The organism is Geobacter sp. SVR, from assembly GCF_016865365.1.
In the GTDB taxonomy this organism is placed as follows: domain Bacteria; phylum Desulfobacterota; class Desulfuromonadia; order Geobacterales; family Pseudopelobacteraceae; genus Pelotalea.
Genome location: NZ_AP024469.1, coordinates 630,817 through 652,958 on the forward strand (window position 1 = coordinate 630,817; position 22,142 = coordinate 652,958).

A 22,142-nucleotide genomic window follows, 5' to 3' on the forward strand; every position below is an offset into this window, starting at 1 on the left:
TAGCGAACCAGCGACCAAAGGGAGCACACCCCATGTACGGTAAAATAGAGAAAATACATTTCGTCGGTATCGGCGGCATCGGCATGAGCGGCATCGCCGAGGTGCTGCTGAACCTGGGATACCAGGTTTCCGGCTCCGACCTGCGGCAGTCCGACACCACCGAGCGGCTGGCTGCTATCGGCGGGGAGATCTACATTGGCCACGCGCGCCAGAACCTGACCAACGTGGATGTGGTGGTGACCTCCACGGCGGTGCAGGAAGACAACCCCGAGGTGCTGGAGGCGCGGGATCGGATGATTCCGGTGATACCGCGGGCCGAGATGCTGGCCGAGCTGATGCGCATGAAGTACGGCATCGCCATTGCCGGCACCCACGGCAAGACCACCACCACTTCCATGGTGGCCACCATTCTGACCCACGGCGGCATTGACCCGACCATCGTGATCGGCGGCAAGCTCAACACCCTGGGCACCAATGCGGTGCTGGGGCAGGGCAAATTCCTGGTGGCCGAGGCGGACGAGTCGGACGGTTCCTTCCTGAAACTGTCGCCGACCATAGCCGTGGTCACCAACATCGACGCCGACCATCTCGACTTCTACACCGGCGGAATCGCCCAGATCAAAGACATCTTCGTCGATTTCATCAACAAGATCCCCTTTTACGGTCTGGCGGTTCTCTGCCTGGATGACCGCAACGTGGCCGACATCATCCCCCGGGTCAAGAAACGCTTCGTCACCTACGGGCTCTCGTCCCAGGCCGACATCCGCGCTACCCACATCAAGCTGGAGGGGGGCCGCAGCACCTTTGTGGCCCACTACAAGGGCTACCGCATGGGGGAGGTCAGCTACACCATGCCCGGTGCCCATAACGTGCTGAACGCCCTGGCCTGCATTGCCGTGGCAATGGAGCTGGATGTGCCGTTCAATCTGATCCAGGAGGGCTTTGCCCGTTTCGGCGGCGTGGGGCGGCGCTTTCAGGTCAAAGGGGAAATCAACGACATCATGGTGGTGGACGATTACGGTCATCATCCGGCCGAGATCAGGGCCACTCTGGCGGCAGCCAAGGGGGGCTGGCCGGAGCGGCGGCTGATCGTGGTCTTCCAGCCCCACCGTTACACGCGCACCAAGGAGCTGTTCGACGAGTTCGTGAAGTGCTTCTACGATGCCGATGCGCTGGTGCTGACCGATATTTATGCGGCCAGCGAACAGCCGATCGAGGGGGTGTCGTCCGAGACGCTGGCAAATGCCATCAAAAAGCATGGCCAGCGTGATGTCACCTACGTGGCGGACCGCGAAGAACTGCCCCGCTACCTGGAAGGGGTGGCCAAACCGGGTGACATCGTGCTGACCCTAGGGGCCGGCAACCTCTGGCAGGTCGGAGAGAGTCTGCTGAAGATCCTGGCTGGCTAGAGACGCACGGCTGCCAACAGTTCGGGGAAGGACAATGACCATGAAATCAAAGAGAATCGGCGTACTGATGGGTGGCCTGTCGGCCGAGCGGGAGGTCTCCCTGCAGAGCGGGAAGGCCGTGCATCAGGCACTGCTGGATCGCGGATACGATGCGGTGGCGATCGACATGGGGCGGGACCTGCCCGAGGTGTTGCGCCGCGAGGGCATTCAGGCGGCCTTCATCGCTCTGCATGGCCGCTATGGCGAGGATGGCTGTGTGCAAGGGCTGTTGGAGCTGCTGCAGATACCCTATACCGGGTCCGGTGTGCTGGCCAGCGCGCTGGCCATGCACAAGCTCTACAGCAAGCAGGCCTTTGCCGCTGCCGGGATTTTGACCGCCCCCTTTCACCGCGTGAGGCGCGGCGAAGAGGTCCGCCTTGGCTCGCTTCCCTTCGGACTGCCGCTGGTTGTCAAACCGGTGCAGGAGGGCTCCTCGGTGGGGGTTTCGATCGTCAAGACCGAACCGGAGCTGGCAACGGCCCTGGAGCTGGCCTTTCGCTACGATGACGAAATCCTGGTCGAGCAGTACATCAAAGGGCAGGAGGTGCAGGTGGGCATTCTGGACGACCGCCCCATCGGCGCCATCGAGATCGTTCCCAAAAATGAATTCTACGATTTCGAAGCAAAATATCAGGACGGCATGGCCGAGCACATTTTCCCTGCCAGGCTGGAAGCGCCGCTGTACGAGAAGGCGCTGCAGGTCGGGCTGGCTGCCCACCGCGCCCTGGGGTGCCGCGGATACAGCCGCGTCGATCTGCTGGTGACCCCGACGGGTGAGTCTTACGTGCTGGAAGTCAACACTCTGCCCGGCATGACGGCCCTGAGCCTGCTGCCGGAAATTGCAACCAAAGGTGTTGGCCTCTCCTTCGGAGAGTTGGTGGAGCGGATACTGGAATCGGCGGCACTTGCCACAAAGGTGAACTGAACGCTTGCGAGACTTCTCCTCCTCGAAATATCAGCGCAAAAAGGTCGCTGTCAACCGGGTCAAGGTGCAGCGCACGCCGATCAACTGGGGCAAATACCTGCGGCCACTGATCAAGGTGGCCTCAGGCCTGGCGGGCCTGGCCCTGGCCTGTGTCGTGGCGGTGATCGGGTGCCGTACGCTGGGCAAGATCGCACTGTTCCGCGTGAAGAACATTGACGTTTCCACGGCCAAGCATCTGACCAGAGAGGAGATCCTGTCCATTGCCGGAGTGGAGCCGGGGCGCGACCTGCTGCACATGAACCTGAAGCGGATGGGTGAACAGCTGACCCAGAACCCTTGGGTGGAAACGGTCCGCATCCACCGCTATTTCCCGGACGGGCTGTCGATCTCGATCACCGAGCGCGAGCCGGTGGCAGTGGTCAACATGGGCTTCATTTACTATCTCGATAAAAAGGGCATCGTCTTCAAGGTACTCAATCAGGGGGACCAGTTGAATTATCCGGTCGTAACCGGGTTCACCGAAGAGGATATGACCAGCGATCCGAACGGCGCCAGGAAGGCTCTGCAGGCCACCTGCGAACTGCTGGACGTTTTGCGCCAAAAAGGGGCGTTTCTCCTTGCAGATGTGTCAGAGATTCATTACGATAAGGGCTTTGGTTTTACCCTGTTTACCGCTTCCGGCGCACTTCCGGTCAAAGTCGGCTCAGGCGATTTCGGCGCCAAGGTCGATCGATTCTCCCGCATCTATCGGGATCTGATGGCTCAGCGCCCGACACTCCACTACATCGACCTTGATTACAACGACAAGATCATCGTCAAAAAAGCACAAAACACCATTCCTGACAACGGGGGGGGGCATGTCAGCAATAAAAAAGGATAATCTGATAGTCGGCCTGGATATTGGTACCACCAAGATCTGTGCCATCGTCGGCAATGTTACCGAGGACGGTATCGATATCGTCGGCATCGGCACCAGCCCCTCCAGCGGCTTGCGCAAGGGGGTGGTCATCAATATCGAAAGCACGGTGGGTGCCATCCGCAAGGCGATCGACGAGGCCGAGCTGATGGCCGGCTGCGAGATCAAGTCGGTCTACGCCGGTATTGCCGGAGGCCACATCAAGGGGACCAATTCGCAGGGCGTGATTGCCATCAAGAATCGCGAGGTCTCCCAGGAGGATGTGCGCCGCGTGATCGATGCCGCCAAAGCCATCGCCATTCCGATGGATCGGGAGGTTATCCACATCCTGCCCCAGGAGTTCATCATCGACGAGCAGGACGGCATCCGCGAACCGCTCGGTATGAGCGGCGTGCGGCTGGAGGCCAAGGTCCATATCGTCACCGGTGCGGTGGCCAGTGCCCAGAACATCGTCAAGTCCTGCAACCGGGCCGGACTGGATGTGGCCGATATCGTTCTGGAGCAGCTGTCCTCCTCCGAGGCGGTGCTTTCGGCCGACGAGAAGGAGCTGGGGGTCTGCCTGGTGGACATCGGCGGCGGCACCACCGATATCGCCATTTTCTCCGAGGGGGCCATCAAGTACACCTCGGTGCTCTCCCTGGGGGGAAATCACCTGACCAACGATATCGCGGTCGGTCTGCGCACCCCCATGGCAGAGGCGGAGAAGATCAAGCAGAAGTACGGCTGCTGTCTCTCCTCGCTGGTGGGCAAGGAGGACAAGGTGGAAGTGCCAAGCGTAGGTGGGCGCAAACCGCGTGAGCTTTCCCGCAACGTGCTGTGCGAAATCCTCGGTCCGCGGGTGGAGGAGATCTTCACCCTGGTGAACCGCGAAATCGTAAAGTCCGGCCTGGAAGACTCCATTGCCTCGGGGGTGGTCATTACCGGCGGCTCCAGTATCCTGGAGGGAATGCCCGAACTGGCGGAACAGATCTTCAACCTGCCAGTCCGGCGGGGGGTGCCGCAGCGTATCGGCGGCCTGATCGATGTAGTCAACTCCCCGGTCTACGCCACCGGCGTCGGCCTGGTTGTCTACGGCAGCCGCAACTCCGGTGCCCGTGAATTTCCTACCACAAAGTCCGAAAGCAACCTGTTCGGTTCGGTCTTTGGACGGATGAAAGGGTGGTTCAGTGAGTTTTTCTGACACACCGTTCAGTCATGTCATAAGCTTGTTGAATATTTATTAAATAAAACTTTAAAAAACATTTTGAAGGGCCGTATTTTTCTGAAATTTTCCTTTGATTCTTGAAGGAAATGCAGTTACAGTTCACCCTTGGAAATGAAACACCGCCAATGCCGAAAGGGGGAAACAGATGTTCGAATTCGATGAGACGATAGAGCAGGGCGCCATCATAAAGGTGATCGGGGTGGGAGGCGGCGGCGGTAACGCAGTCAACACCATGATCGCCGGCAGCATACACAAAGTCGATTTCATCGTTGCCAATACTGATGCCCAGTCGCTGCGCATCTCCAAAGCGCCGGTCAAGATCCAGCTCGGCCGCGAGCTCACCAAGGGGCTCGGTGCCGGTTCCAAACCCGAGGTGGGCAAGGACGCAGCGCTGGAAGATCGTGAGTATCTGCTCGAATCGTTGAAAGGATCGGACCTGGTTTTCATCGCCGCCGGCATGGGTGGCGGTACCGGTACCGGCGCTGCGCCGGTCATCGCCGAAGTGGCCCGCGAGTCCGGCGCCCTGACCGTGGGAGTCGTCACCAAGCCATTCACCTATGAGGGCAAGGCCCGGACCGAACAGGCCGAGCGCGGCATTGCCGACCTCAAGAAGCATGTCGATTCGTTGATCATCATCCCCAATGATCGTCTCATCAGCATGGCCAGCAAAAACATGTCCCTGTTCGACGCCTTCAAACCCTCCGATGATGTCCTGCGCCAGGCTGTCCAGGGTATTTCCGAGCTGATCACCTCCACCGGCATGATGAACCTGGACTTCGCCGACGTGAAGACCGTCATGAGCGTGCGCGGCATGGCCATGATGGGCATCGGCACCGGCACCGGTGACAACCGTGCTGCCGATGCCGTCAACAGCGCCATTTCCAGCCCGCTGCTGGAGGACAACGATATCTCCGGCGCCAAAGGTGTGCTGGTCAATATCACCGGTTCGGAATCCATGACCATGGACGACTACAATACCGTCAACCGGATCGTGCACGAGAAGGTACATGCCGAGGCCAACATCAAGATCGGCGTCGTCAGGGACGACAACCTGGGCGAGACCATCAAGGTCACCGTGATCGCCACCGGTTTCGGGGATCGTTTCGATACGGAAAAGGGGCGCGAGTACCGTGCAAGTACGCTGCCGATCGCTGAAAAACCCTCTCCGGCCAAGAACCTGTTGGACATCCCCACTTTCAAGCGCGACCGTCAGCAGACCGAGAACGCCGTCCGCGTGCGCCCTGTCAGCTTTGCCTCCTACTCCGAGGAGGACGAGGATCAGTACGACATCCCCACGTTTCTGAGGAAGTCGGTCGACTGATTTCAACATTTTGTGCAGAGGCGGTTCAAACCGCCTCGCGTTTGCCCGGTTCTCCAACCTTTCCCCCTCCTGGAGAACCGGGCTTTTTTATGTTTAAGTAACGGGGAGTAAATCCAAAACTGCAGACAGCCATAGAGATTCTTTGAGAACGCCGAGGGACAGTCCATTTTTAATCACGAAGCGGTGAGGAGGATAAAGGGATAACAGCTTGATGGGGGTCTGCGATCTCTGTGGCAGAGCTTTTCAAGTTGGATAGTGGCCGTGAGTGGGCGTTCTCGTGCTTCAGGCCGTTTCCAGCGTGACGGAAACGCTTGTCCCTGATGGGGAAGAGGAGACGGTAAGCGTCGCTCCGATTTGATCGGCGCGTTCCCGCATGATGCGCAGTCCCATGCCGGTCTGCTCCTGCAGCGGCCCCCGCAGGCCGCGGCCGTTATCGGCAACGCAAAGGCGCAGAACACCGTCCTGATGGGTCAATTCGACGGAGATAAGCCCGGCGTGGGCATGGCGGGCAGCGTTGGCCACCCCTTCCTGGGCGATGCGGTAAAGGTTGTCGCTGACCTCATGGGAAAGTGATGCGAAGTCGCCGGCGCAGGCCACCTCGATCGGCACGCCCCGCCTGGCAAGCAGTTCGCAGCGTTCGGCAACAGCCTGGTCCAGCGTGAGCTCGTTCAAATAGGAGGGGCGAAGCTGTTGGGCAATGTCCCGCAGTTCAGCCGCCACATCGGCAACCTCCCGGGCCAGCTGTGCGGCCAAGTGTTTCGGATCGCCGGCCCCCCCGTTGGCCAGCAACTGCAGATGCAGCGAGATGGCGTACAGGGACTGTCCCGCCCCGTCGTGCAGGTCACGATACAGTCGGGAGCGCTCCTCTTCCCGGACCAAGCCCTGGATGCGGTTATTCAACTCCTGCAACTGGGCCTGATAGCGATCGCTGATCGCCAGTGTTTTGTTGAATTTGCGCATGAGTGAGCGGTAATCGTCGGCCAGGGAGGCGTACTCGGCTTTCAGGTCAAGGGTTGGCCGGTCAGGGGCGGCAAGCACTTGGCCGAGGCGTGCCAGGACGACCTCCTCGATGTTGATTCTGTCCGATGCCATGGGGTGCGTCTAGTCCGCAGCCGCGACGATGCGGTCGCGTCCCCGGTTTTTGGCTGTGCAGAGCGCCTCATCCACCAGTTTGATGCACCCGTCAATACTCATTCCCGGTTTGAAGACTCCCACCCCGATGCTCATGGTGACGCCGATATGGGAGCCCTCCCATGGCACCTGATGCCTGCGTACCCCCTCCAGCAGTTTGCGAGCCACCTGATGCGCCTCCTGCAGGCCGGTCTCGGGAAGAACGATCAGGAATTCCTCGCCTCCCCAGCGCCCGCAGATGTCTTCGCAGCGCAGGCAGGTACGCAGGGTGGCGGCCACCGACTTGAGAAGCCGGTCCCCTGCCAGGTGGCCGTGGGTATCGTTGATCTTCTTGAAGTTATCCAGATCCGCAATCAGTATCGAAAATTCCTTGCCGTGACGTTCCGAACGGCTCTGCTCAGCCTGGAGCCGCTCCATGACATCCCAGCGACTGCCCAGCCCGGTAAGCAGATCAGTGCGTGCCATCATCTCCAGACGGGACTTGAGCTCCATCATCTGGGACTGATAGCTGTCGCCGATGGAGAGAACCTTGTCGAAGCGCCGCAAAAGCTTGTCATAGCTTGCCACAATCCGCTCCAGATCGGGTGCGAGCGGATTGCAATCGGCAATGCACTGCTGGAGCAGGGCCTGCATCCCTTTGAGGGCTTCGTAGTTGCCCTGCCACATACGTTTGACGGACGGGGGGCGTTGTGCAGGCTCAGTCCTGAACGGGATACTGCTGTCCGTATGTCTGCTCTTCCGGTGAGGCATGGCGTTTATTCCTCGCAGGCAATGATGGAGAAGGGCAGGGTGACCTCTTCCTGGAACTCTTCCGCCAGATCGCGCGAGCGAGGATTTTCAGGGTCGTAGCGCCAATCTATGGAGATTCCGCTGCCCTTGGAGTGTGCCTCTTCCAGCAGGTCGAGCAGGTCGAGCATGCACTTGGTGCTGCTGCTGTTCATGTAGCTGACGTTGATGTCCAGGAGAAGCTCGTTCTGTCCGGTAAGATATTCCTGCAACCAGCCGGTGACCGGGGCATAGAACTCGAACGAGTTTTCCGGATAGGATTCTCCGGTGATGCATAACCGCCGGGTGGCGGGATCAAAAGAAACCCCCGGCGTTGACAGTGATTGGGGTATGTCGAGCGTTGTCATCTGGCGGGTCCTCCTAAACCAGTGCTTTCAGGGTAAAAAAAGTGTGTTGCCCGTCGATGTCGCGCAGAGAGTACTCCAGCCTGCCGCTGGATCTCTTGGCCATTTCCATCAGGCCGATTCCGGCCCCCAGGGCTCCGGGCGCGACTTCGGCCCGCAGTTGCTGCCGGATGAGCTTTTTCAGCCCGTCCCGGTCCAGGGCGTTGATGTGGTCGATCCGCAGGCGCAGGTCGTCGACATCCTCGTTGAGGATCACGTTGCCGGAGGTGACGACATAGGCATCGTCCTGGCGGGCAATCAGGATGGTGGCCGAGCCGGACTCGCAGGTCATGTTCCTTCTGAAAAGGTAGTTACGGGCGTTCTGTGACATCTCGATGTAGATGGCGAATACATCCTGCACCGCCATGGGGGGGCTGTTTTCGGCCGACAGATGGTTTCTGATGGCGGTGCCGATTTCTTCGATGATGCTGTGGGAAAAGGGGCCGTTGAAACACAGAATGATGCCATCCTGCGAGAATTCGTCCCTGAGTTTGAAAAGGTCCATTACTTCCCTCCTTGCTGGTGTCTTGTCCGGCACGGATCGCTGTTCTTCAATACTGGAAACCGATCAACGTCATATCGTCCCGCTGCGGGTATTCTCCCCGGTAATCATTGAGCAACCGTTCGAAGATGGCCGCCTGTGCCTGCATGTCGGCCTGTCCGTACGCGCCCAGCATCGTGCGGAACCGGTCGGAGCCGAAGCCGAAACCCTTGCGGCCGCCGGCCTGATCGAGAAGGCCATCGCTGCAGAGGTAGCATGAGTCTCCTGCGGATACAAGCAGTTCGTGATTGGTGTAGGCAAAATCGCTGCGGGAACTTCGATAGCCGACCCGACGGTGGTCGCCTTTGACCTCGCGTATCTCCCCGCGTGATACGATGTACAGGGAAAGCCCCGCCCCGGCGAAGACCAGGCGGCCCCCCTGCCGATCCACCAGGCAGAGTGCTATGTCGAGGCCCACATCCACCTGACGCAGGTTGAGGGTCTTTCGGAGAACCCGGTGCAGCTCCGCAAGAATCCGGGCAGGATCGTCGGAGCAGATCATGTCGACCACATGGTTCAGCACTGCATTTACCGTCATGGTCATGAAGGCGCCGGGCACGCCGTGGCCGGTACAATCGATGACTGCTGTCAGGAAGTGGTCGGGGAAAGTGCGCAGGTAGTAAAAATCCCCCCCTACCATCTCTTTGGGGCGAAACAGAATGAAATGCCGCCCCAGGCAGTCCTCCAGCAATCGGCTGTCGGGCAGAATGGAAGACTGGATCATGCGGGCGTAGCGGATGCTCTCGGTGATCCGCTGCTGCGATGCTTCCAGCATGCGGTTCGCTGCCGCCAGTTCTTCGGTGCGCTCCCGCACCATTACCTCGAGGTTGTTGGTGTAATCGAGGATGGTTCTGGTCATGGCATTGAAGGTACCGGTCAGTTCCCCGATCTCGTCCTCCTTCACCACCTCCAGGGTGACGTCGTAGCGTCCGTCGGCCACCGCGCGGGAGGCGTCCGTGAGCCTGGTCAGTGGGGTCAGCACCATCCGGTTCATCAGGATGGCGATCGTTACGATCACCAGCAGCAACGAGATCAGCATGATGGCAATGATCGGAAGGAACTCCCGCACGCTCATGACACTGGCGGTGTCCACCAGGACGACGTTGAACCAGCCTACCCCCGGCATGAACGAGACGGCGACGAGGTGATTCCTGCCGGCCAGGCGGGCCGGAAAGGCCTCCACCTCGCTTTTGCCGGCGGCAAGGGAGGCCAGTGCCGATCGCAGCAACTCCTGCTGCGAGGGATCAGCCATCAGGCTGAAGATGGTGGTCTTTTTGGTGCTGTCCCTTTCAGTTGCGTTACGCTCGACGATGCTGCGGTCCTGATGCGCCTGGATCACGCCGGACCGGTCGATCAGGATGGCGGCGAGTCCCTTTTCCTTGGTATGGACAATTTCGTCAAGAAAGTCGGTGAGCGTGATGCCGCCGCCGCAGAGCCCGATCTTTTTCCCGTTTTTGTCCTTCATGACGGCATTGAGCCAGACTCTGGTCTCACGCAGGGTCGTATTGTAGTCCAGGTTCAAGGCATAGCTGTCAATCATGCGCAGCCCATCATAAAACCATTTGTCATCGGGTTTGGCAGGATCGAGCGTCATGAGCGGCTGCCCCTGCCGATCGGCTCCTCTGGTATTGATATAATAGTTCCCCGAGGAAGCCAGGGCTATGAAACAGCTCCTGTCCCGAAAAAGGGTGCGGTAGCTCTCCAATTCGGTGAAGGCCCGCCCCTTTTTTACGGGATCGTGTTCCGCCAGGGCCCACTCTTTCAGGGCCGCATCATCCGCCATCTTTTGGGCCAGCACCACCTCCCGGTCGATCACCGAAATGATCCGGTTCTTTTCCAGGAGCGCCTCCTTGACCGCGAAGCGCCGGGCAAATTCAGCGATGATGCCGCTGGTGGAGGTGTAAAAGGCGGTGAGGGTGGCAATTCCCACCGCCACCGAGACGGCGACAACGATGATGATGAATTTGGTTTTGAGCCGACGTATTCTCATGCCGCTGTCCTCCCCCGTCCGTCACGGATCTTCAAATCCCGTCACGGTTTCAGGTGTTGTACTCATGGCAGTACATCATGACCAGTTTTGTCCGGATTTCGAGGCAGGTGGGGCAGAGGGTGCCGGCGTCCTGCCAGACCTCCTCGGCCAGCCATTCTCCCGCCTTGGCGTCCTCGGACCGCTCGGCGGCAGCATCGAATGATCGCGAACAGATGCCGCAGATTTTCTTCATCGTATGAACCTCTCAATCCCTTATGGGGATAGTACGTGGCATTAAAAGATCGAGCCCGGCGTCACCGGTCCTCGGAATTCGAAGGAAACGCCCGACGGTACTCATCCTTCAGGTGATCCGGATCGGCGCTCCCCAGGAGCCCCCAAGGCAGCGCCTCGTCCAGCGGGATCGTCCGGTACACCCGGGTGTCGGTATCCATGCCGCATGATCTGGCGGCCTTCTTCAGATTCGCACCGGCGGCCATCTCAGCCAGCAGAGGCGCGCAGCGGCGGTCACCCCGCGACAGGAGCGCCTGGAGATAGCAGCCCTTGAGACTCTCGACCTTGAGATGGACGTTGGCAACTCCGCGCAGGCGCGATTCCAGCAGCTTGACCTTGCGATCCAGCGAGGGGAGCGGCTCCATGCCGCACCACTGCAAGGGGGTGAAGGGCTTGGGGATGAAAGGGTTGACCGACAGGGTGATGTCGCCCAGCCTCCGGTTGATGCGGGCCCGCTCTACAACGCGTTCACGGATGGCCAGGGTCAGCCGGATCAGTTCCTCCAGATCCTGTTCGGTTTCGGTAGGCAACCCGATAATGAAATACAGCTTCAGGTTGAGGATGTCGCGGCTGATCAGCATTTCGCAGGCATCCAGAATCTGCTGCTCGGTCAGATTCTTGCGGATCAGGTCGCGCAGGCGCTGGGAACCACCTTCCGGCGCCAGGGAGATTGTCTTGTGACCGCTGGCCGTCAGCGCATCGATCATGTCCGGATCGAGCCGGTCGATGCGCAGCGAGGAGACCGAAACCTTGCCCCCCCTGTCGACGATAAGCCGGCACAGCTTGCCGATATCCCGGTGATCCGACACCGCCGCCCCGACCAGGCCGATCTTGCCGCGATAAGTCAGGCCGTCTTCCACCGCCGCTGCCAGATGATCGAAAGGCTGCTGCCGGAAAGGGCCGTAGACGAATCCCGAGGTGCAGAAACGGCAGCCGCGCGGGCATCCCCGGCTGACTTCGATCAGGAACATGCCGCCGAACTCGGTATTATCGGTCAGGATCACCGAGCGCGCCGGTGGATGCTGTTCCGGCACCGCGCACACGCGCCTGACCTGAGCCGGTATCCCCGCGTCGGTATCGTAACCGGTCAGACGATCGGCCTCGTACCGGGGATGATGAAAGCGGGGAACATAGAATCCCGGCAGGAGCGCCAGCCTCTCAAGCAATGCCTGACGGTCTCCCGAAGCCCGTGTCATCAGCTCGGCTGTCAGCTCGGGCACCAGCACCTCACCTTCGCCGATGCAGATCACATCCAGAAAATCGGCCACCGGTTCGGGATTGATAAAAAATGCCGCCCCTCCGGCAATGACCAGAGGATGTGACGCGCTCCGCTCGTGGGACCAAATCGGAATGCGGGCTGCAGAAAGCATCAGGGGAATGTTGACGTAATCGGGTTCGAATGAGGTCGAAAAGGCGATCACATCGAAGTCCGAGAGGGGGCGTTGGGTCTCCAGCGAAAGCAGCGGCTGGCCCCGGCGGCTGTTCTCTTCGAGTTCGCTGCGCTCCGGCAGAAAGGCGCGTTCACAGAGGATGCCAGGGGAGGATGCCAGCAGGGAATAGACTGTCTGGAAACCGAGGCTGCTCATGCCGGTCTGGTAGCGGCCCGGCGAAACCAGGCATACGCTCAGTTGTCCCCCCCGTTCCCGGCCATGGCGGCAGAGATTGAGTTCCCCCGCCAGGAGGACTTTAAGCTTTTGTTTGCGGTCAAAACTCATCTGAAGGTGCCGGGAACCGCTTCCGTGGCGTGAAAATCTGCAGCGGTGTGCGGGGATTGGAGTGCATACGGGTCCTCAACATGACATCGTATCGGCAACACTCTAGCAGCAGACATCGATTTTTCAAAGCGGATCATAGTGATCCAATAAAAAAAGCGCCGCATGGGGGCGGCGCTTCGGGCACGGTTGTCAGGTGGGGATCAGGCTTTCTGCAGTGTGACGCTGGCAGTTCGGCCGGCGGAGATGAGCTGGTTCAGGCCGGGCTCACGGAAGTGAGCGGGGGCAAACAGCAGACCCGGTTGCACGTCGGAGGAAATACGCGCCTTGAGGGTGCAGCTGCCCAGGGCCGAGACGAGCGTGACGGTGTCGCCGCAGGCAATGCCGGCCTTGGCTGCGTCGGCGGAGCAGATTTCGACGTAGGCTTCCGGGGCAACGGTGAGGTTGTTTTCTGACCGGGTCGTCAGAGTACCGTTGTGGTACAGAACCGGACCGAGCGAAAGGGTGAAGCCCTTGGACTCGGCCAGTGCTGCAGGGGTGAGCGACCGTAGGGCGGCCTTCTTCTCCCCGAATTCGACCCGGCTCTTGGTGCGGCCGATCCGGCAGGCGCCGTGATCACAGGTACCGCTGTACAGGCCGGTGAGGGCGTCGATCTCGTTCAGGACCGATTCGGCATCCGGCGCGGTAATGGTGGTCACCGGCGCAACCAAACGATGCAGCTTGGTGAGAATATCGGCATCGGTGCGGGCCGGGCCGGAGGGAGCCAAGGCACGCAAGAAGCACTGCACGCGATTATCGACGGTGGTGAAGGAGCCGCTCTTTTCCGCCGCAGTGGCGGCAGGCAGCACAACATGCGCCAGGCGGACGGTCTCGGTCGGGAACAGGTCCTGGACGATGAGCAGATCCAGTTTCTGCAGCGCTTTCAGGACACGGTTCCGGTCCGGCATGACCTGCAGCGGATCGCTGCCCATAACGTACAATGCCTTGATTTCGCCCCGTTCAATGCCCTCGAAGATCTGGAAGAGATCCTTGCCGGGGGTGACAGGTATGCTGCAGTTCCAGGCGGCGCCGAATTTCGCGGCCGCATTGGCGTAAGTAAGGTAGCCGGGCAGGAATTCCGGGCAGATCCCCATGTCGAGCATGCCCTGGGTATTGTTCTTTTCGTCAAGCGGGAAGATGCCCGCACCGGCAGTGCCTACCGCGCCGGTCAGCACGGCCAGATCGATCACGGCCTGGACGGCAGTGCCGCTGTCGGCGGAGCGCATGACCTCGGCTCCGTAGATGACGGCGGCGCGGCCCCCCTTGACTGCATAACGGGCTGCCTCGCGCAGGGCCGCCTCATCGATGCCGGTAGCCGATTCGATCTGGGCGAAGGTGAGGGCATCGAGCGATGCTTTCAGGCTGTCCAGTCCGGACGCTTCCTGGGCCACAAAGGTGGTGTTCTCCAGTCCTTCTGCCAGGATCGCCTTGCACAGACCTGCTGCAAACCAGGCTTCGCTGCCGGGATGGTACTGGAGGAAAGCGTTGGCGAATTTGTTCATGGACGTGGCGCGGCTGTTGGCCAGGACCAGGGCGGCATCGTTCTTTGTGGCAGCCTGGATTACCCGATAGGCGAAACCGGGGGATTCCCCCTTCAGGTCGGCGCCGATCACGATCACAGCCGTGGCCTGCTCGATGGCGTCCATTGCCTTGGTTCCGCCGCTGTAGCCCAGCATTTCCCACTGGATCACCTGCGCCGGGAAATATCCCAGACGGGCCTCGGAATCGATGTTGTTGGTGCCGACTGCTCCCCGCAGGAACTTCTGGAACAGATAGTTCTCCTCGTTGGTCGCGCGGGGAGAGCCGATGCCGGCCACCGCCGATCCGCCGCTGGCGGCGACGATCTCTTTCAGCTTGGCGGCTGCCGTGCCCAGTGCCTGGTCCCAGGAAGCGGTCTGCTGGTTGCCGGAGGCGTCCTTCAGCAGCGACGCCCCCAGTCTGGCGGGGGAGTTGAAGGCAGCGTAACCGAAGCGTCCGTTGATGCAGAGGTTGCCCTTGTTGAAGCCGGTATCGGAACTGGTGACCCGCTCGACACGGCCATCCTTGGTGTGGTAGTCGATCTGGCAGCCGGACGAGCAGAAGCCGCAGATGCTGGGGGTCACGCTGAAGGCCCAGGGGCGGCCGCGGAACTTGAAGGGCTTGCTCAGGAGCGTACCGGTGGGGCATGCATTGATGCAGTTGCCGCAGAAATCGCAGTCCAGCGGACCGCCATCGGGCGTATCGATCAGGGTCCGGTCGCCGCAGGACTTGATCTGGATCGCATCGGCCCCTACGATCTCGTGGCAGACCTTGGTGCATTTCTCGCACAGGATGCAGCGGGTAGTGCAGTTCTCGATCAGCGGCCAGTCGTAGCGGATCGGCGTCGAATCCGGGTTGGCGCCGTATTCGTTCCGGTCCACCTTCAGCTTGTAGCAGGTGTCCTGCAGGTCGCATTCGCCCCCGGCATCGCAGACCGGGCAGTCCAGAGGATGGTTGACGAGCATCAGCTCCATGGTCTTCTTGCGGAGCTGCTCCAGTCTGGGAGTGGAGGTCGTGACGTTGATGCCCTCCTTGACCGGGGTGTTGCAGGCGGTCTGCGGCAGGGCCACCCCTTCGATCTCGACCACGCAGATGCGGCAGGCGCCGGTGGTGGAAACCTTTTTCAGCCAGCAGAGCGTGTGGATCTCGATACCAAGGCTGCTGGCCGCCTCCAGAATGGTGGTTCCGGCGGGTACCGTCACTTGCTTCCCGTCGATGGTCAGTGTCGCCGTTGCCTTTGTTTCAGTGGGTGCGTGTGCCATCCTGTCATATCTCCATCTGCTTCAGATTAATTTTTGAATTCTGTTCAGGAGCGAGATTTTTTCGTCCTGGCAAGGCTGTCGAGGGACTACGCGAAGGCGTAGTACCCGCGCGGGCATAAACAGCGCTACGTTGCACAAGTTAGTCCCGAAGACTTACGCAGCCAGGGTGGAAAGGGCTCATTCCTCAAACCGTAACCAGCGCCACGCGGTAGCAGCGCAGGCAACGATCGGCCTCGCGCTGGGCGGTGCTGTCCGGGAAGCCGAGTTCCACTTCGCTGTAGTTCTTGAAGCTGGCGCGCTCCTTGCCGTGCACCTCTTTCTGGTTGGAGCGGGAGACGGAATCGAGGCAGGCCACCTGCTCGTTCTTGTCGTAGACCCCCAGGTAGGTCAGCAGGTCTTCGAAAATGTCCTCTTCGGTCAAGTAGGCGCTGCCCTCCTCCAGCCAGCGCTGGATCACACTGGCGGCGCGGTGGGCGTTGCCGACGCAGGCCACCACCGTCAGCGGACCGATCTCGGCATCACCGCCGGCGAAGACACCGTCGCAATCGGTGATCAGTGAGCGGGACAGGTCATTGCCCATGCCGTCTTTCAGGGATTTCCCGGCGGCATCTTTGAGCGGCAGGGCCTTGGTGACGACCGTATTCCACTTGGTGATGTCGATGCCCATGTCGGAGGGAATGAAGCTCAGGTCAGGATCCTGGCCGATGGCCGGGATGACGGTGTCGCACTCGACGATGAATTCGCTGCCCGGCACCGGTTCAGGACGCCGGCGACCCGATGCGTCCGGCTCGCCCATGGCCATGCGCACGCATTCCACGCCGGTCACCTGCTCGTTGGCATCCACCACGATCTTGGTGGGCAGCACCTGGAACTCGAACGTGACCCCTTCCTCTTCGGCGCCGTCCACTTCCCAGACATCGGCCGGCATCTCCTTGCGGGAGCGGCGGTAGAGCAGGGTCGATACCTCGGCCCCTTCGCGCAGGGCCACGCGGACGCAGTCGATGGCGGTATTGCCACCGCCGACCACGCAGACCTTCTTGCCCATGCCGGTCGGCTTGCCCATGTAGGCCTCGCGCAGGAAATCGATGCCGCCGGTGAGGAAGCCCTTGTAGCCCTTGTCCTCTCCTTCGACACCCATCGGCTTGGAACGGTGGGCGCCGGGAGCCAGGAAAACCGCGTCGTGCTTCTTCTTCAGCTCAGGCAGTGTAATGTCCTTGCCGATGCGGCAGTTGTAGACGATCTCCACGCCCATGGACTGGATGATGTCGATATCGCGCTGCAGCAGGTGGCGCGGCATGCGGTAGGCCGGAATGCCGACCGCGATCATGCCGCCGCCGAATCCTTCGGGCAGGGTTTCATAGATCGTGCTGCGGTACCCTTCCAATGCCAGGTAGTAGGCTGCCGCGAGGCCGGCAGGCCCGGCGCCGACGATGCCGACGGTCTTGCTTTTGGCTGGCTTGGGCTGCATGGGGGGCTGCAGTTTGTGCATCCATTCGTAATCAGATGCTGAACGCTTCAGCACCATAATGTTGATGGCATCATCGACATTTTTGCGGCGGCAGGCGGTTTCGCAGGGGTGCGGACAGACCCTGCCGCATACGGCCGGCAGCGGCATGTGGTTGCGGATCGTGGCCAGCGAGTCGCCGAACTGATAGTTCTTGATCGCCTCGATGTAGGCTGGAATATCGATGTGCGAAGGGCATTTGTCCATGCAGGGGGCGGTCAGCTTGTGGATATAGCTGGCCGGTTTGGGGGTGCGGGTGCCGTTCAGGTAGGCCAGAAAATCATCCCGGAAGTGGGTGACGGCGTCCAGGACCGGCGTGGTCGCGCTCTGGCACAGGGTGCATTTGCAGTGCTGCAGCACGTCGGTCAGATCAGCGACCGAGTCCAGATCGGCCGGGGTGGCTTTGCCTTCCAGCACGTTCTGAAGCAGGTCCATCAATACCTTGGTGCCCTTTTTGCCCGGCGTGCACCTGCCGCAGCAGAAGAGTGTCTGAACGCGCTTCATGTACTCGGCGGTCATGGCAGGTACGTCGACATCCTTGTCGAACAGGATCAGCCCGTCCCACCCCATGAAACTGCGCAGGGGGCGCGTGCCGTCGAACGCGACCGGCAGCTTGAAGCTGGCCGCCGTCGGCTCACCGGAAATATTCCTGTTGTCGACTATATTTCTGCCCCATGTCGAAAAGACTACCTGAGCCACACGAACCTCCGAATGCGAACCCCTTGTTATGCAGGGTTAAGTATCTGTAATTTCCTTAGGGTAAACCCCCGGCTCTGCCGGGGGACCCCAATAGTTTGACAGTTCCTGAAATATGTAGAAGCCTCCCTAACGTGAACCGCTCAAAGTACACGAAAAGGAGGCTTCAATGGACGACACACAAAGTTTATGCCACACGAAATGGGATTGCAAGTATCACGTTGTATGGATTCCAAAATGTCGCCGCAAGGTGCTGTTTGGTCGAATCCGGAAATATCTTGCCGACTTGTTTCATAGTCTAGCCAGGCAGAAAGAGTGCAAGATAGTGGAAGGGCACCTTCAACCTGATCATATTCACATATTGATATCGATCCCACCAAAATACTCCGTTGCACAGGTGATCGGTTTCATCAAGGGCAAAAGTGCAATCCATATTGCGCGAATGTACCTTGGTCAGAAGAAGAACTTTGCTGGTATGAGCTTTTGGGCACGTGGCTACTTTGTATCCACTGTCGGTGCTGACGAGGAAACAATTGCCAACTACATCAGGAACCAGGAAGACGAAGACAAACGTCTGGATCAATTGACATTTTTGCCCGAAGAATGACCACCACTCGTGGTGGTCAGATAATCTTTTGAAAAAACCGCTTCGAGCGGTTCACGACTTTGAAAGCCCCCGGCTTTGCCGGGGGATGCTTACTATTGCCAAAAGTGTTGTGGGAAAATTGTATACAGTATGCATGCTTATCATAATAAGCTATCAGAAATCAAGGGAAAAAATATGAAGTTCCCCCTCCCGTTTTCGACGGAATTCCCCTTTTGGCTTTCTTATGCTATAGAACCAGAGAGAGCTCTGCCGAATCGACTGCAGAGGTGCTGCAGGCCTGTCCCGCATCCGAAATTCATCCTGTCCGGGCCTTGCCGCCCATACCTGAAGGGAGACCATGCCGATGAAAAATCTCGATCAAGCGTTCCGATCGCTTTTTGAAACCAATATGGGTATTCGCGCCGGTGAGCGGGTACTGGTGTTCAGCGACCTGATCCGGCCGGATGAAGAGCCTTCCGCCGGCGATCGTGACCGGCGTACCCGTCTGCAGGCCACCGCCCGCGAGGCAGCCGACTTTGCGGCCCGTGCCTGGGGCAGCGGGACGTTCGTCGATTTTCCCGCCACTCCGGCATCCGGGGCCGAGCCCCCGCGGGAGTTGTGGCTGGCCACCTTCGGGGCGGAAGCGCTGGCGCACCTGGAGGGAGCCGGGCTGCTGGACAGGCTGCTGGTCAAGAGCGCCACACCTGAAGAGGTGGACCGCGCCCGTGAGATCGTAGTGGAGCATAAGGAATCCGCCGCCGACATCATCATTGCCATGAGCAACAATTCCACCAGCCACACCCGCTACCGGGCCCTGGCCTGTGCCACCGGCACCCGCTTCGCCAGCCTGCCGCACTTCGACCCGGAGATGTTCCATACCTCCATGACTGTCGACTGGCAGGTCCTGGCCGATCGTACCGCCCGGCTGGCAACGGCGGTCAACCGAGCCGACTGGGTGAGGGTCACCACACCCAACGGCACCGATATGCGGATCTGCAAGCAGGGGCGCGTCGCCAAAGAGGACGACGGATTGCTGACTGCCCCCGGCAGCTTCGGCAACCTGCCGGCCGGCGAGGCCTACCTGGCGCCGTTGGAGGGGAAGAGTCACGGCGTGATGGTGATCGAGTGGGGGCCGACCCGCAGGCTGGATGAACCGTTGCGTCTGACGGTTGAAAACGGGCGGGTGGTCTCGATCGAGGGCAACGACCAACACCGTGCCAAGCTGGAGGCCAAGTTCACCGAGAACGACAACTGCCGCAACTTCGCAGAACTGGGCATCGGCACCAACGATCGGGCCACCCGGCCGGACAACGTGCTGGAGGCGGAAAAGATCATGGGCACGATCCACCTCGCCCTGGGGGACAACTCCGGATTTGGCGGCACGGTCAGCGCCCCCTTTCACGAGGATTACGTCTTCTACCGACCGACCCTGACCGCCATTGCAGCGGACGGCAGTGTGCAGGTCATCATCGACGACGGCAGGATGCTGATATGAATGACATTCTCACCCTCGGATTTTCTCCCTGCCCCAATGACACCTTCATGTTCTATCCGCTGGTCCACGGTCTGGTGGACACCGGCGGTCTTTCCTACCGGGAGCGCCTGGAGGATGTGGAAACCCTCAACCAGCTGGCGCTGAAGGGGGAGCTGGATGTGACCAAGGTCTCCTACCACGCCTTGGGGCACATCCGCGACAAATATGCCCTGCTGCGCTCCGGCAGCGCCCTGGGGCGCGGTTGCGGTCCGTTGCTGGTGACAGCCGGGGATACGGGGTTGCAGGACCTGGCCGGCAAGAGAATCGCCGTACCAGGCAGGTACACCACAGCCCTGTTGTTGCTCAGGCTCTTCGATCCGACGTTGGAAAATTTCCAGGTCATGCCTTTTAACGAGATCATGGAGGCGGTAACCAGCGGAAGGGCCGATGCCGGACTGATCATCCACGAGTCGCGCTTCACCTACCAGGATTTCGGGTTGCGCAAGCTGCTCGATCTGGGGGAGTGGTGGGAAGGAGAAACCGGGCTGCCGATCCCGCTGGGTGGCATCGTGGCCCGCCGCTCGCTGGGGGCCGAGAGGATCGCGGCGGTGGAGAGAGCCCTGCGGGCCGGCGTGGAATATGCCCGGAGCCACCCGGACCAGGCCGCGCGCTATATCGGCGAACATGCCCAGGAGATGAGCGCCGATGTCTGCGCCGCCCATATCGAACTGTACGTCAACGATTTCTCCTGCGATCTGGGAGACGAGGGGGTGCGGGCGATCGAGTGTTTGATGGAGAGAGCGGAGAAAGCCGGGATCGCGCCGCCGTCACGAGAGGGGCTGTTTGTGCAATGAGTTTATATGTTACTGTTAATTTTGAAAAAAATTAGCTCCGGTGCCATTTTCATGGTGGAAGTCAATCTCATAAGTGTTGTATATAGACGACAACCACTTTAGGAAAGGGCTTAGATGGCTATAGAAATCTCTTCCTACCGCAAACACCTGAAACCTGGGGCCACCGGCATTATTTCAGCCACCCTCGATCCTACGACAAAAATCGATCTGCATGGAGTTGTTGTTCAGGTAACCAGAATTGCTGCGGAGCTAGAGCTTACATCGGGCGAGGTGCCTGCCAGCATCAAGGGAGCGGAAGTTCCTGCGGTGCTCTTGCTGTTTACAGACAGTATTCAATGTGCCTGCCCCGTCATTATAGGAAAAAATTCTTCCGGCAATACCGTTTTTCTTCGTTTTACCGAAATCGCGGAAGTCATGCTTAAAAGGGATTACTTCAGACGGGACGTCCTGATTCCTTTCTACTACGATGAGGAAGGGGAGGACCTGGAAACCGTCAGGGACAAATGGCTTGAAGCCAGACTGGTACCCACCAGACCGGTTTTCGAACTGATGTCCCACGGTGAAGGAAGCAAAGTACTCAACTGGAAAGGTCAGGACGTCCTTTTGCCGCAAAAGATCAATCTGAGCGGTGGAGGGCTCAGGTTCGCCAGCACAAAGGAACTTGCACCGGGCAGCCTGATCACGGCCCACATGTTCATCGAGAAGCCTTCTCCCTATTGCATCAGCGCCATAGTCGAAATATCCCGCTCCGAAATATTCCATATGACCATCGAGAACCGCGCCTTTTACAACTGGGCCAAATTACGCCTGAAGTCAGAGCCCATTTTTCTTACTGCCGGCAAATTTATCACCATCGATGAGAAAGAACGGAAGGTCATCACCAATTATCTTAAAACTGTAGAAGAATAATCAAGGACGCAGCCCCTCTTTCGCACATCCTCCGAAAGCTTTTGCCTTCTGCCGGTATTCATCATTCATGGATGCATTTGCCGTGGATACTCCTGCCATCAAGGATCGAATGGTTGCGGAGCGCGGTGACGCAGCCTGACCAAGGTACGTCTTCACAAAGGGAGTAGCAACGTTTGATTCTGAACAACAACTGTCTGCCCTGGCCGATGAGCGCCGCGCTGAAGACACTGATAAACCGGCACCTCTCCGAGCGTTACAGCGCCACGGTACTGCATTTTGACGACATCAACGGTATCGGAGGCCCGGTGGAGATCGTCATCGACCTCGACGGCAGCATCGTCATGATCAACGATCCCAATCCGGTACCGCTGGACTCCGGTTCGGAAAATCTGAGCCGCTGGGACAATGATTTCATGGCCCGGTACCGACTCGGATCCTACCGGGTCGAGGTCTTTCCCCTGATCGAGCTGCTGGAGATTGCCTGATGGGTATGCATAACGGCCTCGCGGTGTGACCTGCGCGGCAGTTTTTGCCGCGTCAGTGTCCTTGCCGATGGCGGGGGAAACATTTCAGAAACATTTCGAGTCAGGATTGCAAATGGTAAAGTTGGCCGAAGATTTCTTAAGTTTGCAACTTTACAATCCTGACCCACCTGTTCTCCCTTAATTGATGA

The 22,142-nt window shown here is 59.6% G+C and carries 19 protein-coding genes; 10 read left to right on the top strand and 9 right to left on the bottom strand.

Going from position 1 to position 22,142, the window contains the following annotated elements; all coding sequences use genetic code 11:
- The first annotated feature begins 32 nt into the window (after positions 1-32).
- From murC to ftsZ, 5 genes are all read left to right on the top strand, one after another.
- The gene (gene murC, locus GSVR_RS03010) at positions 33-1,409 is read left to right on the top strand and encodes a UDP-N-acetylmuramate--L-alanine ligase (protein ID WP_173198273.1); all 1,377 of its coding nucleotides are present in this window, start codon (positions 33-35) and stop codon (positions 1,407-1,409) included.
- A 34-nt stretch (positions 1,410-1,443) separates the two neighbouring features.
- Complete coding sequence (locus GSVR_RS03015) at positions 1,444-2,373, top strand: D-alanine--D-alanine ligase (RefSeq protein ID WP_173198271.1); 930 nt, start codon at positions 1,444-1,446, stop codon at positions 2,371-2,373.
- A 4-nt stretch (positions 2,374-2,377) separates the two neighbouring features.
- Positions 2,378-3,253: a cell division protein FtsQ/DivIB gene (locus tag GSVR_RS03020; RefSeq protein ID WP_173198270.1), complete on the top strand. Its 876-nt coding sequence runs from the start codon at positions 2,378-2,380 to the stop codon at positions 3,251-3,253.
- The gene (gene ftsA, locus GSVR_RS03025; protein WP_173198268.1) at positions 3,231-4,469 is read left to right on the top strand and encodes a cell division protein FtsA; all 1,239 of its coding nucleotides are present in this window, start codon (positions 3,231-3,233) and stop codon (positions 4,467-4,469) included. The genes GSVR_RS03020 and ftsA overlap by 23 nt, the downstream gene beginning before the upstream one ends.
- Positions 4,470-4,638: 169 nt before the next feature.
- Positions 4,639-5,814: a cell division protein FtsZ gene (gene ftsZ, locus GSVR_RS03030; RefSeq protein WP_173198266.1), complete on the top strand. Its 1,176-nt coding sequence runs from the start codon at positions 4,639-4,641 to the stop codon at positions 5,812-5,814.
- A 282-nt stretch (positions 5,815-6,096) separates the two neighbouring features.
- Here the strand turns inward: ftsZ and GSVR_RS03035 are convergent, their stop codons facing one another.
- The 9 genes from GSVR_RS03035 to GSVR_RS03075 all read right to left on the bottom strand — a co-directional run bounded on the left by GSVR_RS03035 (position 6,097) and on the right by GSVR_RS03075 (position 17,649).
- Positions 6,097-6,906 (bottom strand): sensor histidine kinase, encoded by an 810-nt coding sequence (locus GSVR_RS03035; RefSeq protein WP_173198264.1) that lies wholly within the window; start codon positions 6,904-6,906, stop codon positions 6,097-6,099.
- A gap of 9 nt (positions 6,907-6,915) precedes the next feature.
- A complete protein-coding gene (locus GSVR_RS03040; protein ID WP_173198262.1) occupies positions 6,916-7,695 on the bottom strand; it encodes a diguanylate cyclase in 780 nt (259 codons plus the stop codon).
- 5 nt (positions 7,696-7,700) lie between these two features.
- On the bottom strand, positions 7,701-8,078 hold the full coding sequence (locus GSVR_RS03045) for a DUF1987 domain-containing protein (RefSeq protein ID WP_173198260.1): 378 nt from the start codon (positions 8,076-8,078) through the stop codon (positions 7,701-7,703).
- Between the two features lie 13 nt (positions 8,079-8,091).
- Positions 8,092-8,619: a SiaB family protein kinase gene (locus tag GSVR_RS03050; RefSeq protein ID WP_173198258.1), complete on the bottom strand. Its 528-nt coding sequence runs from the start codon at positions 8,617-8,619 to the stop codon at positions 8,092-8,094.
- Between the two features lie 46 nt (positions 8,620-8,665).
- Entirely contained in the window at positions 8,666-10,645 is a 1,980-nt protein-coding gene (locus GSVR_RS03055; RefSeq protein ID WP_173198256.1) for a SpoIIE family protein phosphatase, read from the bottom strand.
- A 49-nt stretch (positions 10,646-10,694) separates the two neighbouring features.
- A complete protein-coding gene (locus tag GSVR_RS03060) occupies positions 10,695-10,877 on the bottom strand; it encodes a hypothetical protein (RefSeq protein WP_173198254.1) in 183 nt (60 codons plus the stop codon).
- 61 nt (positions 10,878-10,938) lie between these two features.
- Positions 10,939-12,630 carry a radical SAM protein gene (locus tag GSVR_RS03065; protein WP_173198252.1) on the bottom strand — a complete coding sequence of 564 codons (1,692 nt, stop codon included), beginning with the start codon at positions 12,628-12,630 and terminating at the stop codon, positions 10,939-10,941.
- Positions 12,631-12,830: 200 nt separating this feature from the next.
- On the bottom strand, positions 12,831-15,446 hold the full coding sequence (locus tag GSVR_RS03070; RefSeq protein ID WP_173198250.1) for a molybdopterin-dependent oxidoreductase: 2,616 nt from the start codon (positions 15,444-15,446) through the stop codon (positions 12,831-12,833).
- A gap of 184 nt (positions 15,447-15,630) precedes the next feature.
- Positions 15,631-17,649: an FAD-dependent oxidoreductase gene (locus tag GSVR_RS03075; RefSeq protein ID WP_173198248.1), complete on the bottom strand. Its 2,019-nt coding sequence runs from the start codon at positions 17,647-17,649 to the stop codon at positions 15,631-15,633.
- Positions 17,650-17,815: 166 nt separating this feature from the next.
- On the opposite strand from GSVR_RS03075, the gene tnpA reads away from it, so the two are divergent.
- From tnpA to GSVR_RS03100, 5 genes are all read left to right on the top strand, one after another.
- Entirely contained in the window at positions 17,816-18,253 is a 438-nt protein-coding gene (gene tnpA / locus GSVR_RS03080; RefSeq protein WP_173196373.1) for an IS200/IS605 family transposase, read from the top strand.
- Positions 18,254-18,596: 343 nt separating this feature from the next.
- Entirely contained in the window at positions 18,597-19,727 is a 1,131-nt protein-coding gene (locus GSVR_RS03085; RefSeq protein WP_173198246.1) for an aminopeptidase, read from the top strand.
- Positions 19,724-20,560 (top strand): menaquinone biosynthesis family protein, encoded by an 837-nt coding sequence (locus GSVR_RS03090; protein WP_173198244.1) that lies wholly within the window; start codon positions 19,724-19,726, stop codon positions 20,558-20,560. Before GSVR_RS03085 ends, GSVR_RS03090 begins: the two co-directional genes overlap by 4 nt.
- A 114-nt stretch (positions 20,561-20,674) precedes the next feature.
- The gene (locus GSVR_RS03095; RefSeq protein WP_173198242.1) at positions 20,675-21,469 is read left to right on the top strand and encodes a hypothetical protein; all 795 of its coding nucleotides are present in this window, start codon (positions 20,675-20,677) and stop codon (positions 21,467-21,469) included.
- Positions 21,470-21,642: 173 nt separating this feature from the next.
- Entirely contained in the window at positions 21,643-21,954 is a 312-nt protein-coding gene (locus GSVR_RS03100; RefSeq protein ID WP_173198240.1) for a hypothetical protein, read from the top strand.
- The last annotated feature ends 188 nt before the right edge of the window (positions 21,955-22,142 follow it).

Excerpts from the sequence above, each read along its gene's own strand:
- GSVR_RS03040 (WP_173198262.1), bottom strand. The coding sequence starts at position 7,695 with ATGCCTCACCGGAAGAGCAGACATACGGACAGCAGTATCCCGTTCAGG.
- GSVR_RS03015 (WP_173198271.1), top strand. The coding sequence starts at position 1,444 with ATGACCATGAAATCAAAGAGAATCGGCGTACTGATGGGTGGCCTGTCG.
- ftsA (WP_173198268.1), top strand. The coding sequence starts at position 3,231 with ATGTCAGCAATAAAAAAGGATAATCTGATAGTCGGCCTGGATATTGGT.
- GSVR_RS03035 (WP_173198264.1), bottom strand. The coding sequence starts at position 6,906 with ATGGCATCGGACAGAATCAACATCGAGGAGGTCGTCCTGGCACGCCTC.
- GSVR_RS03055 (WP_173198256.1), bottom strand. The coding sequence starts at position 10,645 with ATGAGAATACGTCGGCTCAAAACCAAATTCATCATCATCGTTGTCGCC.
- murC (WP_173198273.1), top strand. The coding sequence starts at position 33 with ATGTACGGTAAAATAGAGAAAATACATTTCGTCGGTATCGGCGGCATC.
- GSVR_RS03050 (WP_173198258.1), bottom strand. The coding sequence starts at position 8,619 with ATGGACCTTTTCAAACTCAGGGACGAATTCTCGCAGGATGGCATCATT.
- ftsZ (WP_173198266.1), top strand. The coding sequence starts at position 4,639 with ATGTTCGAATTCGATGAGACGATAGAGCAGGGCGCCATCATAAAGGTG.
- GSVR_RS03070 (WP_173198250.1), bottom strand. The coding sequence starts at position 15,446 with ATGGCACACGCACCCACTGAAACAAAGGCAACGGCGACACTGACCATC.
- GSVR_RS03095 (WP_173198242.1), top strand. The coding sequence starts at position 20,675 with ATGGCTATAGAAATCTCTTCCTACCGCAAACACCTGAAACCTGGGGCC.
- GSVR_RS03065 (WP_173198252.1), bottom strand. The coding sequence starts at position 12,630 with ATGAGTTTTGACCGCAAACAAAAGCTTAAAGTCCTCCTGGCGGGGGAA.
- GSVR_RS03060 (WP_173198254.1), bottom strand. The coding sequence starts at position 10,877 with ATGAAGAAAATCTGCGGCATCTGTTCGCGATCATTCGATGCTGCCGCC.
- GSVR_RS03090 (WP_173198244.1), top strand. The coding sequence starts at position 19,724 with ATGAATGACATTCTCACCCTCGGATTTTCTCCCTGCCCCAATGACACC.
- GSVR_RS03085 (WP_173198246.1), top strand. The coding sequence starts at position 18,597 with ATGAAAAATCTCGATCAAGCGTTCCGATCGCTTTTTGAAACCAATATG.
- tnpA (WP_173196373.1), top strand. The coding sequence starts at position 17,816 with ATGGACGACACACAAAGTTTATGCCACACGAAATGGGATTGCAAGTAT.
- GSVR_RS03045 (WP_173198260.1), bottom strand. The coding sequence starts at position 8,078 with ATGACAACGCTCGACATACCCCAATCACTGTCAACGCCGGGGGTTTCT.